This is a genomic window from Propionivibrio sp., from assembly GCF_049316945.1.
In the GTDB taxonomy this organism is placed as follows: Bacteria; Pseudomonadota; Gammaproteobacteria; order Burkholderiales; family Rhodocyclaceae; genus Propionivibrio.
Genome location: NZ_JBMOJE010000136.1, coordinates 1 through 11,606, shown reverse-complemented (window position 1 = coordinate 11,606; position 11,606 = coordinate 1). Strand labels below are relative to the sequence as shown.

At 58.7% G+C, this 11,606-nt stretch carries 11 protein-coding genes and 2 pseudogenes; 4 read left to right on the top strand and 9 right to left on the bottom strand.

Annotation, left to right across the window (positions count from 1 at the left end; genetic code table 11):
* On the top strand, nt 1-328 hold a 328-nt coding region (locus ACOYNV_RS22025; protein WP_422901957.1), incomplete at its 5' end, for a hypothetical protein.
* A gap of 291 nt (nt 329-619) precedes the next feature.
* On the opposite strand, the gene ACOYNV_RS22020 is transcribed toward ACOYNV_RS22025, so the two are convergent.
* The 9 genes and pseudogenes from ACOYNV_RS22020 to ACOYNV_RS21980 all read right to left on the bottom strand — a co-directional run.
* Complete coding sequence (locus ACOYNV_RS22020) at nt 620-1,732, bottom strand: GGDEF domain-containing protein (protein ID WP_422901956.1); 1,113 nt, start codon at nt 1,730-1,732, stop codon at nt 620-622.
* A gap of 177 nt (nt 1,733-1,909) precedes the next feature.
* A complete protein-coding gene (locus tag ACOYNV_RS22015; protein WP_422901955.1) occupies nt 1,910-2,719 on the bottom strand; it encodes a methyltransferase domain-containing protein in 810 nt (269 codons plus the stop codon).
* A gap of 3 nt (nt 2,720-2,722) precedes the next feature.
* On the bottom strand, nt 2,723-3,172 hold the full coding sequence (locus ACOYNV_RS22010) for a PLP-dependent transferase (protein WP_422901958.1): 450 nt from the start codon (nt 3,170-3,172) through the stop codon (nt 2,723-2,725).
* Between the two features lie 6 nt (nt 3,173-3,178).
* Nucleotides 3,179-3,365: pseudogene (locus ACOYNV_RS22005) on the bottom strand (PLP-dependent transferase); the annotation flags it as partial.
* An 89-nt stretch (nt 3,366-3,454) separates the two neighbouring features.
* Nucleotides 3,455-4,828, bottom strand: a complete 1,374-nt coding sequence (locus ACOYNV_RS22000; RefSeq protein ID WP_422901954.1) for a pyridoxal-phosphate dependent enzyme — start codon at nt 4,826-4,828, stop codon at nt 3,455-3,457.
* Nucleotides 4,792-5,973, bottom strand: a complete 1,182-nt coding sequence (gene metX / locus ACOYNV_RS21995; protein WP_422901953.1) for a homoserine O-acetyltransferase MetX — start codon at nt 5,971-5,973, stop codon at nt 4,792-4,794. Before metX ends, ACOYNV_RS22000 begins: the two co-directional genes overlap by 37 nt.
* Nucleotides 5,970-7,424 (bottom strand): O-acetylhomoserine aminocarboxypropyltransferase/cysteine synthase family protein, encoded by a 1,455-nt coding sequence (locus ACOYNV_RS21990; protein WP_422901952.1) that lies wholly within the window; start codon nt 7,422-7,424, stop codon nt 5,970-5,972. The genes metX and ACOYNV_RS21990 overlap by 4 nt, the downstream gene beginning before the upstream one ends.
* 3 nt (nt 7,425-7,427) lie before the next feature.
* Nucleotides 7,428-7,565, bottom strand: coding sequence for a hypothetical protein (locus tag ACOYNV_RS21985; RefSeq protein WP_422901951.1), 138 nt, complete (start codon nt 7,563-7,565; stop codon nt 7,428-7,430).
* A gap of 502 nt (nt 7,566-8,067) precedes the next feature.
* Nucleotides 8,068-8,418, bottom strand: a pseudogene (locus ACOYNV_RS21980) (hypothetical protein); the annotation flags it as partial.
* A 265-nt stretch (nt 8,419-8,683) separates the two neighbouring features.
* Between ACOYNV_RS21980 and ACOYNV_RS21975 the strand changes: the two are divergent.
* From ACOYNV_RS21975 to ACOYNV_RS21965, 3 genes are read left to right on the top strand one after another with little or no spacing between them, the layout of a single operon-like run.
* Complete coding sequence (locus ACOYNV_RS21975) at nt 8,684-9,703, top strand: site-specific integrase (RefSeq protein WP_422901950.1); 1,020 nt, start codon at nt 8,684-8,686, stop codon at nt 9,701-9,703.
* A 57-nt stretch (nt 9,704-9,760) separates the two neighbouring features.
* Nucleotides 9,761-10,096 (top strand): type II toxin-antitoxin system RelE/ParE family toxin, encoded by a 336-nt coding sequence (locus tag ACOYNV_RS21970; RefSeq protein WP_422901949.1) that lies wholly within the window; start codon nt 9,761-9,763, stop codon nt 10,094-10,096.
* Complete coding sequence (locus tag ACOYNV_RS21965) at nt 10,086-10,397, top strand: DNA-binding protein (RefSeq protein WP_422901948.1); 312 nt, start codon at nt 10,086-10,088, stop codon at nt 10,395-10,397. Before ACOYNV_RS21970 ends, ACOYNV_RS21965 begins: the two co-directional genes overlap by 11 nt.
* The last annotated feature ends 1,209 nt before the right edge of the window (nt 10,398-11,606 follow it).

The window sequence follows — 11,606 nt, the reverse complement described above, 5'->3', positions numbered from 1 at the left end:
GGGCACGGCGCGCCGTGCCCCTACGAACAGCGGACTGCGGGGCGCATGGATAGGGAATCTACAGCATGCGTGCCTGAAGAGTGGCGTATTCATTGACTCTTCTGGCGTCATTGTTGTAGAACGCCTATCGACGCGGCTTTCAGCGATGATTCCTTATTCAGCTTGTTGCCGAAGCGAATCGATGGCAGTGTCGTGCTTCTGCTTTGGTGATCATCTGGATTGCGCGATCAATGCAGGTGAGAAGATAAAATCGGGAAGTTATTTCGTAGCCGTTCCCAAGAACGAGCAGCGAGCCGATCAGCTACGGGTCCGAACGGCAGGTTTCTGATGAGTTACCTGCCGTTCACAATCATCGATTTTTTGGGGCCGCTACGACCGCTGATGGCCGATTGCGGCCAACCAAGCATTGTAGCCCACGGTCGATTTTGGCTAGTGTTTCTGCCCTTGTCATTCCATTTTCCAACCACGCAATGCACAGAACGGGCTACAAGTATTCTGCGTTGGCCAACCCTGTTTTGCACAAGACGGAGGTCTATCAGCTTGGTGCCCGATGGGTCGAGCCAACCCTAGATTGCACATGGCTGATATTCCTGGGGCAAAGCCAAGGGCAATGGAGCTGTCACCGCTCCGTGCTGGCGACGCAATTGCGACCATTGCGCTTGGCCACGTAGACGCCAAGATCCGCCGCCTTCATCAGGTCTTCCAGCCCCTTCATGTTTCCTGTCCGGGTCGCAACGCCAACGCTGATGCTCCCTGGCCACTCGCTAACGCCGGCCGGTACGCGAAGCGCTGCGACTTCACTGCGGATGGTCTCGGCCAGCTTCATCGCGCCGTCCAGAGGCGTGCGTGCGCAGATGATCAGGAATTCGTCCCCACCCAGCCGGCAGACGATATCGTCGTTGCGCACCGCATGCAGCAACTGCTTCGATAACGCGCGCAGCACGGCATCGCCGGCGTCGTGGCCATGGGTATCGTTGATGACCTTGAAAGCATCGGCGTCGATCATCATGCATGAAAGCGGTGTTCCGTCGCGCACGGCGGCATCCCATTCCAGGGCAAAGCTGTGCAGGGCGAAGCGGCGGTTCGGCAGTCCGGTCAGGATGTCGGTGTTGGCCAGGTCCTCGAGTTGCTGATTGGCGTCGGTCAAGGCATGGGTACGTTCCTCCACGCGCGCTTCCAGCGTCTTGTTCAGTAGCACCAGTTCGCGATTGCGCTCGGAAACCTGGTGAAACAGGCCGTTCAGCGCCGTCAGCAAGGTGTCGGTGGCGGGATCCTCGGTGGTCGTATCGGACAAATAAGCATCCTCGGGCCGGCATCCGGATTTGATCGAGGCAATCTGCCTGGCCATGAACTGGTCGGAGCCGAGAATGTGGTAGGCCAGCCAGTGTGTCAGGAACTGCAACAGGTACCTTGCCGCGTCCCGGTTGCTGGCGGAAACGCTGCTTTGCATTTGTGTCACTTCGTCGAGGAAGCTGTTGTGGCTCTGCCGGTGCTGCTCGACGTAACGCGGGTCGAGCTGCATGACCGTCATCAGGGTTTCTTCTTCGGCAAAATGGTACTGGGCATAGTCGGCAAGTTCGGCAAACACCGCTTCCAGTTCAGCGATGGAAGCGCCCTCTTGGCGAATGATCAGTTTGCCGAATCGGTTAATGGCATCGACCAGGCGAAGGTGTTGCTCATCGACATCGGCTAGCCCGGTAACAAAGCAAGGGTTCCAGTGGAACGTTTCCATAATTCAAGCCTGAAAAATTGATCTAAGCAATTCTAGCAATACTGGATGGACAATGCCGAAGATTTCTGGAAAGGCTGATGAGAGCTTTCCCTCCGGGCGGTCAATCCTTTCGAAATTCAATGTTGAATGAAGTACCACAAAAAGAGTTGATGAGCTAATGGCAAAAACCTACCGCTTTCAGTGCACCGGCTTACGCGCGATCAAGCTGGTATAGGTGATGTGCCCGAAAAATCGATGCTGTTCAACTCGACGTCGTGCTTCGTCCTTGAGGGCCTGCGCCAGGGCCTCGCCGATTTGTCTGGCAGTGGCTAAGGCTTCGGCACCGCGATCGACGATGGTGAGCAGGTAGTTGGGGCTGGACGATTCGGTGTAGCCATGGCTGCGGAAGCTGTTCACGGCAAATCCGCTCTGTTTGGCCAAGTTTGGCGTCAGGCGGCCGATCCAGCTATCGGCGATGAAATGCTCGCGGAACGATTCAGCACAGATCTGCAACGGGTCGAGGTCGCCCGTGCCGAAGGTAGTCGAGGCGTAATCGCCGTCGAAGACCGCCAGCCAGCCGCCCGGACGCAGCAGATGCCAAGTTTGATGCAGCGCATTCTGCGGATCGCTCAGATGGCACAGCGTGGTATGGAAAATGATGACATCGAAGCTGTCGTCGGCGAAGGGCGGCTGGTGCGCGCAACCCTGCCGGAAGCTGAGATTTTCGTGCGCTACGCTGAGTTTTTCCGCCTGCTCAATGAATACCGGCGAGGGGTCGAGACCGACAGTTTTGCCCACGTTCGGCCAAGCCGCCAATCGGCGCGCAACGGCGCCGGTACCGCAGCCGATTTCGAGGACGCGGGCGTTCTCCGGGAAATCGATTTCGGCCAGATAGGCATCGAGCATCCGGCGCTGCTGCGGGTCGGTCGCACGTACTTCGAGCACTTCGGCAATACGTTCGGCAACCGCCGGTTCGGCACTGGCAATGGTGTTGTAGATATCAGCCATCGCCTATCCCCGCGCCATCGCGTCCAGCGCCCGAGCCAGATCGCCCTGGAGATCAGCGACCTCCTCGATCCCCACCGACAGCCTCACCAGCGAATCGCCAATCCCGAGCCGGGCGCGCTGTTCGGGCGGGATCGTCGCATGGGTCATGATCGCCGGGTGCTCGATCAGGCTTTCAACGCCCCCCAGGCTTTCGGCCAGGGTGAACAGCTCACAAGCTTCGAGGAAGCGCCGGCTGCCGGCCAGGTCGGTCTCCAGCTCCAGCGCGATCATGCCGCCGAAGCCGCGCATCTGGTGTTTCGCCAACGCATGTTGCGGGTGCGAAGCCAATCCCGGGTAGCGCACGCGGCGTACGCCCGGCTGCGCTTCCAGCCAGCCGGCGAGTTCCAGCGCATTCTCGCAGGCGGTAAGTGCCGCCGTACAGATCGTCGCCGGCGATGATATGGGCACCGGCATCGAGCAGCTCAAGCACGGTGGCGATGGCCGCCAGCCCGGAGGCGAAGGCGCAGGTGCGGCTGCCACTTTCGAGGTCGGCGATGCAGCGTTCGAAGGCAAAGCGTGTCGGATTGTGCGAGCGGCCATAGTCAAAGCCTTTGTGCACGCCGGGGCTGTCCTGCACGTAAGTCGAGTTGGCGTAGATCGGCGGCATGATGGCGCCGGTCGACGGGTCGGGCGTCTGCCCGGCGTGAATGACGCGCGTGCCGAAGGCGTGACGGGGTGCGGTGCTGTCGGAATGGCTCAAGATAAGGTTCTGCGCAAATGGTTGAGGAGGTCGAAGCGGGTCACCAGGCCGTAGAAGCGGTCAGCGTCGGCGATGATCGCCACCAGGCCGCGATCAAGCACGGCGCGCAAGGCCGGCAGTCCGGCGTCCGGGCGCAGCGTTTCGATCGCATGCGTCATCGCCGTGGTGACGGTGGCGTTGAAGTTCGCCGGGTCGGCCTGCACGCGCAGCAGTACGTCGGATTCGTCGATCAGGCCGACGATCCGGCCATCCTCGATCACCGGCAACTGCGAGATGTCGGCGTAGCGCATGCGCTGGAACACCATTTTCAAGGTATCGTCCGGCGCCGCCTTGATCACCGAGCCTTCCTCGAAGCGGCGTCCGACGATGTCGCGCAGATCGCCGAACTGCGGGCGCTGCAGCAAGCCCTGGTCGATCATCCAGTTGTCGTTATAAACCTTCGACAGATAACGCGTGCCCGTATCGCAGACGAAGGAAACGACGCGTTTCGGTGTTGTCTGCTCGCGGCAGTAGCGCAGGGCGGCGGCGAGCAGGGTGCCGGTCGACGAACCGCCGAGCACGCCCTCGGCACGCAGTAACTCGCGTGCCGTGGCAAAGCTCTCGGTGTCGGAAATCGAATAGGCGTGCTTGACCGCCGAGAGGTCGGCGATGGCCGGCACGAAATCCTCGCCGATGCCCTCGACGGCCCACGAACCGGCCTCGCCGATGGTGCCGCTGCGCACATACTCGGTAAGAATCGAGCCGACCGGGTCGGCGAGTATGAATTCGAGCGCCGGATGCGCTTCGCGGAAGAAGCGCGTCAAGCCGGTCAGGGTGCCGGCCGAGCCGACGCCGCAGACGATGGCGTCGAGCGCGTGCCCGGTCTGCGCCCAGATTTCGGGGCCAGTCGACTGCTGGTGCGCCGCCGGATTGTTCGGGTTGTTGAACTGGTCGGCGAAGAAAGCGCCGGGGATCGCGCGCGCCAGACGGGCGGCGTAGTCCTGGTAATACTCCGGGTGACCCTGGGCGACGTCCGAGCGGGTGATATGCACTTCGGCACCGAGCGCCTTCAGGTGCAGGATTTTCTCGCTTGACATCTTGTCGGGAACGACGAGGACGATGCGGTAGCCCTTGGCCTGCGCCACCAGCGCCAGGCCCAGACCGGTGTTGCCGGCGGTGGCTTCGACGATGGTGCTGCCGGGTTTGAGCTGGCCGCTGCGTTCGGCGGCCTCGATCATCCACAGTCCGACGCGGTCCTTGATCGAGCCGCCGGGGTTCTGCGATTCAAGCTTGAGGAAAAGCTGGCAGGGGCCGGTATCGAAACGGGTAACTTCGATCAGCGGCGTGTTGCCGATCAGGTCGAGTACTGCTGGACGATGGGAGTGAGCCATGGGTTGCTGTTTTCCTGTGGGTGTGACGCGACCGGCGCGTTGCTGCGGCGGGGGGCCACACTTGCATTATTGTGTTTGAAGGCGAGGAGTGCCGGATGGAAGGCTTCGGCGTCGATCAGGAAACCGTCGTGGCCGTGCTCCGAGTCGATCTCGACCAGACGGGCGCCGGGGATCAGGCGCGCCAGTTCGTGCTGTTCAGCGGGAACATAAAGGCCGTCCGAACTGATCGAGCCGACCAGAACCGGCTGCCGGATGCCGCGCAGGACACTTTCGTAGTCGCCGCGTCCGCGCGAGAGATCGTGCGTATCCATGGCGTCGAGCAGGCGGCGGTAGCTGTTGGCGTCGAAGCGGTCGACCAGCTTCTTGCCATGGTGGCGCAGCCAGCCGTGCACCGCCAGTTCGTTCGGCGAGTGCGCCTGCGTGCCGAACACCTCGGCGCCCGAGGCGCGCCCGAAACGGCGGGCCAGCGATTGCGGACTGCGGTAGGTGCCCATGGCCACGGCCCGCGCGGCAGCCAGGCCGGTACGCGGCGGATCATCCGGCGGGTAATGGCCGTTGCGGAATTTCGGGTCGCTCGCCAAGGCCAGACGTTGCGCTTCGCTCCACACCGCGCACCACGCCGAATGACGGCCGCTGGCGGCAATACTGGCCACGGCTTGCACGCGCTCGGGGTCGAGCAGCGCCCATTCGAGCGCCTGCAGGCCGCCCATCGAGCCGCCGAGCACCAGGCGAATGCGCCGGATGCCGAGTTCGTCGGCCAGCGCCATCTGCGCGCGCACCTGGTCGCGGATGGTCAGCGCCGGAAAGTGCCCACCCCACGGACGACCGCCGGGTGCCTTGCTGATCGGCCCGGTGCTGCCATAGCAGCCGCCGAGCACGTTGCTGCAGACGATGAAGTCGTGTTCCGGGTCGAGTACGCGGCCGGGCCCGAAGAAGGGCGCCCACCACTGATCGGCGTCGGCTGATCCGGTCAGCGCGTGACAGACGATGATCGCGTTGTCGCCGTTGGGCGCCAGCGTGCCCCAACTGCGGTAGGCGAGGCCCAGACGCGGCAATACATGTCCAGTTTCGGCATACGAGTCGAGGAAAAACGGCTGGTCAATGACCAGCCGTTTGGTTTCCCGCGAGAGGGAAAATCCCCTCATGCAACCGCCTCCAGGGCGGAACGGCGCAGGGCGTGGTCGAAGTCGGCCTTGATGTCCTCGATGTGCTCGATGCCGACCGAAACCCGGACCAGATCCGCGCGCACGCCGGCACTCTTCTGTTCGGCTTCGGAGAGTTGTTGGTGTGTGGTCGAGGCCGGGTGGATGACCAGCGTCTTGGCATCGCCGACGTTGGCCAGATGGCTGGCGAGCTGGACGTTGTCGATGAACTTCTGGGCGGCTTGCGAGCTGCCCTTGATGCCGAAGTTGAGCACGGCGCCGAAGCCGTTACGCAGGTACTTTTTGGCCTTGGCGTGATACGGGCTGTCGGTCAGGCCGTCGTACTCGACCCAGGCAACTTGCGGATGCGCATTCAGCCAGGTGGCCAGTTCCAGCGCGTTGTCGACGTGACGTTGCACGCGCAGCGACAGCGTTTCAACACCCTGGATAAGCTGGAAAGCGTTGAACGGCGACAAGGCCGGACCAATATCGCGCAGGCCTTCGACACGGACGCGGATGGCAAAGGCGATGTTGCCGAAGGGGCCGCCGGTTCCGAACACTTCCCAGAACTTGAGACCGTGGTAGCCGGGTGCCGGTTCGGTGAACAATGGGAACTTGCCATTGCCCCAGTTGAACGTTCCGGCGTCAACAACAACGCCGCCGATCGAGGTGCCGTGACCACCGATCCATTTGGTCGCCGATTCGACAACGATGTCGGCACCATGGTCGATCGGGCGGGCGATGAAGCCGGCGGCGCCGAAGGTGTTGTCGACGATCAGCGGGATGTTGTTGTCGTGAGCGATCTTGGCAATGGCTTCGAAATCGGGAATCGAGAAGCTCGGGTTGCCGATGGTTTCGAGGTAGATACCTTTCGTGTTTTCGTCGATCGCGGCGCGGAAACTTTCCGGATTGTCGCCATCGACGAACTTCACCTTGATGCCAAGGCGGGGCAGGGTGACCTTGAACTGGTTGTAGGTGCCACCGTAGAGAAAACTGCTGGATACGATGTTGTCGCCAGCCTGGGCGATGGTGGTAATGGCCAGGAACTGGGCCGCCTGGCCGGAGGCGGTGGCGACCGCGGCAACGCCGCCTTCAAGTGCGGCAATGCGCTGTTCGAAGACGTCGGTGGTGGGGTTGTTGATGCGTGTGTAGATGTTGCCGAACTCCTTCAACCCGAACAGGTTGGCGCCGTGCTCGGCGCTGTTGAAGGTGTAGGAGGTGGTCTGGTAGATCGGCACGGCGCGGGCGTTGGTGCCCGGTGCCGGCGACTGGCCAGCGTGCACTTGCAGCGTTTCGTAACGGTAGTTGGCTTTCGGATCACTCACGGTGGTACTCCCTGATGTTGAGGTGGTTTCTTTGGTTGAAATGCTTGCGGCGGATTCCTGGACCGGGCTCTTGCTGAAGGCGCCCTTGACGTTATCGATCAGTTGGCTGACCAGTTTGATGCGGCTCATGAGCTACTCCTGGGTGGGGTCTGTTGGGTTTGGTTTCCGGGTGCGGCATGAGGTTTCCTCACCGGGCTGCAGCGGGTAGATCAGGGCGGCCACGAGTACGACGAGGCCGAGCAGCGCGATCAGCGTTGAAGTCAATTCCATAGTCAACTCTCCGCTCAATGTGTTTGGTGACAATTCCTGATCCGAAAGATAGCAACAGGCACGCGCTTTACAAACGATTAAAAATGCATTTGCTTATACGGAAAGGGGGAATTTGCTTAGACGGAAAACAACCTTTTTCACGCGAGTTTGCTCGCGCTTGAAATCAGGTGGTGTTTAGATAGCTCCCTGAGAGCCAATGAATACGGGCGTCTCTGGATGGCATGCCTTGAAAGGCAGGATTTATGAGCCTGTCACGGCATATAGTCTGCAGATCGCCTATTGACGGGGATCACAGAGCATTGCGCAGGTCGGGTTAGCCCGCAATTCGTTAACGAGAACGATCAATCAACCTAAAAACCGCAGTTGACAGCGACTAATTGACCGCAACTCCAGGTTTGACGGGTGTTTAGCCCTCACCCCAACCCTCTCCCGCGGGGAGAGGGAGTTTGCACCCTTCTCCCCGCGGGAGAAGGGCCGGGGATGAGGGCTTGCGACATTGGCATCACATCCAACTGAGGTTTTTAGGATCAACCAGATCGGCGAACAGCGCCGTACTCAGATGGCGTGCGCCGAACGACGGAATGATCACCACGATCAGCTTGCCCGCATTTTCCGGCCGTTTCGCCACCTCCACCGCTGCCCACAAGGCAGCGCCAGACGAGATGCCCTGGATTGGATGCGGCCCCTTGGCGCCGAGCATCACTGCCTGATAGAGGCGGAGGCGTTCGCCGATGATCGTGGATTCGCCGGTCACCACGCCGGTGCCGTGGTCGATGAAGAAACAGCCGCCGATAGAGGCGCCGGGATGGATGTCGATGCCGCTCGTCGAATGCGCGATAGCCGAAGAATTACGTACACTCACGGCCGTTGTCTTTGGACGATATTGCACACTACAAGATACAAAGACGATAAAAAACCCGCACTTAGGCGGGTTAGTTGGGTGTCGCTGGATGGTAAAAAACGACTACTTGGTCTCCTCGACGGGAATCGAACCCATATCTCACGCTTAGGAGGCGCGTATATTATTTTCATAACTAACTGTATTTAAATGGTAATTTAATTATCTATTGATTTTCTATCACAATTTCATCACACTCGCGTTTGAAAGGGGTGTGAATATGGCAACGGTCAGATTACAAAAAAACGGTGGGTGGCAAGCGATTGTTCGGAGAAAAGGACATCCGCAACAAAGCAAAACGTTTTCGCTTCAGTACGATGCTGAAGTCTGGGCGCGAGATGTTGAGACGCGAATTGATAAGGGCCTTTTCGTTTCGACAAGCGAAGCGGAGAGAATGACTTTCGACGATCTGCTTAAACGATTTCGTGAAGAATTCGCGCCACATCACTACCGGCACGACGATAAAACCGCGACCTGGCGATACCAATGCGCTCGCCTATCGAAGTTTTTTGGTCGGTATTCGTTAATAGCCCTCGATCAAAATCTACTTGTGCGCTTTCGTGACGAACGATTGAAGCCGCCAAAGAGCGGAGAAAAGGCGGTGGGTGAAAGCACCGTGCGCAAAGAGTTGTACATGCTCTCGAAAATTCTTGGATTTGCGGAGAAAGAGTGCGGTATTACTCTGCCGCGAGGCAACGTTGTCGACAAGATTCGTAAGCCAAGCGAAAGCAAGCCGCGAGAGCGGCGGTTATCGCCGGATGAGTGGGCTGCGTTTTCCAGCGAATGCCAAAAATCTCGAAATATCTGGTTGTGGCCAGCTGTGCGCATAGCCGTAGCCACGGCCATGCGACAGGGCGAACTCCTGAAATTAATGTGGTCGGATGTGGATATTAAAAATCGTTTTGCTCTGCTCCGCGAAACGAAGAATGGAGAAGTTCGCGCCACACCGCTCAGCAGTGACGCTATAGCCGTGCTAGCGGCGCTGCCGCGAAGCGTTAAGGGCAGAGTATTCCCGTGTGCCCGTTTAACGCTCTATCGAGCGTTTGAACGCGCTTGCGCTCGTGCCGAAATTACTGATTTTACTTGGCACGATCTGCGCCATGAAGCGCTGAGCCGATTGGCTGAGCGTGGAGATTTCACGGTGCTGGAACTGGCGGCGGTTAGCGGTCACAAAACGCTGCAAATGCTCAAGCGATATACTCACCTTCAGGCTACGAAGCTGGCGGAAAAGATGGGGTGAAAATAAGATAACGCTGATAAGACTTGAAAACAATTCGTTTTTAGACGAAAATATAGTATGTATGAAATTAAGCACTACCTGACGCCGGACAACGAGCGGGATTTGTACGTCGATTGGCTTGGAAAGTTGAGAGACACGACCGCTAAAATTTCTGTGGTACGGCGTGTAACGCGCGTCGAACAAGGAAACTTTGGCGATCATGAGTTTTGTCGCGATGGTGTGTGGGAACTGCGCATCGATGTAGGTGCTGGGTATCGCGTGTATTACGCGGTAGCGGGCAAACAAGTTGTTTTACTGCTATGTGGCGGCGATAAACGAACGCAAACAGCGGATATCAACCGCGCCTGTGAGTATTGGCAGGACTGGCAAAGGAGGCCTGACGATGAAAAGTAGAGAGCACGACGAAGCAATGGCAGAGTTTTATAGAAAAGACCCTGAGTTTGCCCTGCAAGTCATTAACAACATCCTTGAGGATGGCGACCAAGGGGAGTTGTTGATCGTGTTGCGCCAAATGGCAAAAGCCTTTGGCGGGGTCCAGGCGGTGGCCGATAAGGCACACCTTAATCCAACGCAGATTTACCGCACCTTGTCGCCGACAGGAAACCCGGCCCTAAGCAGTTTTTCTGCAATATTAAAAGCCATGGGATTGCGCATGGCGGTGCAGCCTATACAGTTTCCGCCAGCGCACGCTTAGTTGTAACGATCGGCCGTTGCCTGCGAAGTTCGGCGGCGTCCAGCGGTTTTTGATAAAAAAGCAAGGTCAAAACCCTAAAGTCAAAAACATGAGAAAGGCAGTTGGTTAGGCCAAAAGCAAAGCGCCAGGTCAAAACAAGGAATTGCGTCCGCTGTGCGGAGGACTTGTATTTTTCAGGCCAGGTCAAAAACGGGAAACGCCCGCTTTGCGGCGGGCTTGCCAAAAGCACTCATAAACCGTTTTACGTCAATGCAATAGGTGACAGTCACAAATACACCTTTATATTTCGTGACAATCACCTATAATCAGTTCTGTGATTGTCACGGAAAGAGGTTTCAACATGCGGGATCAAACCGACCGATTTACGGCGGAATTGCCGATTGAGATACCGACAAAGCGCCGGGGTCGCCCGGCGGTGGGCCGTGAAACGATGAGCGCTGCGCAGCGAAAACGAGAGCAACGCATTCGGCAAGCGGAGGCGATACAGGAAAAAGAGAGCGACCAGTGGTCAGAAGCGGAATGCCTGTCGGTGCTGAGTGGCCGGCAGTGGCGCGGGGGGGGGCATCGATCAAGCGGCCTGGCGGCAACTGGGGAAGCTTCGCGGCTTTGCGTGACCGCCACAAAAATTACGAGTGTCCTTTTAACGGGGTTGTCCGCCCAAATCCACGGAAGGTGACATAACGTCTGGTATGCGATTCTCCCAGGCGAAGGCTCTTTCAACTGGGCCGACGGGGTTCGACGCGGGTGGTTCCGGGCCGGTTTTCGGCCCAAAATGATCAGCCAGGGGTTGGCCGCCAGAACCGGCGGAATTGGTCCAACAGGCGAAAAAATCGACCCCTGTGGTGGCGGCTTGCGAAATGGAACAAATCGTAAACTAGGCTGTTGTCATTTCACTCCACCGTCGCTTCGCGACCCGTTGCAGACGGTCAGGGTTTTGAAAAGCTGCCGTTCGATGGGAACGCTGAAAACGCGAAAGCAGCCAATGAGTTTAAATTGATCCCGGTCGGCTGAAGACCCTCAGCGGTCAGCCAACTTGTCAGAATACCTCAGCCAAACCAGCTGTTCAGTCCTGACTTTGAAGGTCGGCAATGTGGCGATGATTTCGATGGTTACGGCACCCGCAGTCGACCAGAAGCTGGTGCCGCCGAATGGCAGCTTAGGCGGCGTAAATAAATAAACGTATCATATGACGTGTTGAGGTGGTATTCT

Excerpts from the sequence above, each read along its gene's own strand:
- ACOYNV_RS22020 (WP_422901956.1), bottom strand. The coding sequence starts at position 1,732 with ATGGAAACGTTCCACTGGAACCCTTGCTTTGTTACCGGGCTAGCCGAT.
- ACOYNV_RS22015 (WP_422901955.1), bottom strand. The coding sequence starts at position 2,719 with ATGGCTGATATCTACAACACCATTGCCAGTGCCGAACCGGCGGTTGCC.
- ACOYNV_RS22010 (WP_422901958.1), bottom strand. The coding sequence starts at position 3,172 with ATGCCGGTGCCCATATCATCGCCGGCGACGATCTGTACGGCGGCACTT.
- ACOYNV_RS22000 (WP_422901954.1), bottom strand. The coding sequence starts at position 4,828 with ATGGCTCACTCCCATCGTCCAGCAGTACTCGACCTGATCGGCAACACG.
- metX (WP_422901953.1), bottom strand. The coding sequence starts at position 5,973 with ATGAGGGGATTTTCCCTCTCGCGGGAAACCAAACGGCTGGTCATTGAC.
- ACOYNV_RS21990 (WP_422901952.1), bottom strand. The coding sequence starts at position 7,424 with ATGAGCCGCATCAAACTGGTCAGCCAACTGATCGATAACGTCAAGGGC.
- ACOYNV_RS21985 (WP_422901951.1), bottom strand. The coding sequence starts at position 7,565 with ATGGAATTGACTTCAACGCTGATCGCGCTGCTCGGCCTCGTCGTACTC.
- ACOYNV_RS21975 (WP_422901950.1), top strand. The coding sequence starts at position 8,684 with ATGGCAACGGTCAGATTACAAAAAAACGGTGGGTGGCAAGCGATTGTT.
- ACOYNV_RS21970 (WP_422901949.1), top strand. The coding sequence starts at position 9,761 with ATGTATGAAATTAAGCACTACCTGACGCCGGACAACGAGCGGGATTTG.
- ACOYNV_RS21965 (WP_422901948.1), top strand. The coding sequence starts at position 10,086 with ATGAAAAGTAGAGAGCACGACGAAGCAATGGCAGAGTTTTATAGAAAA.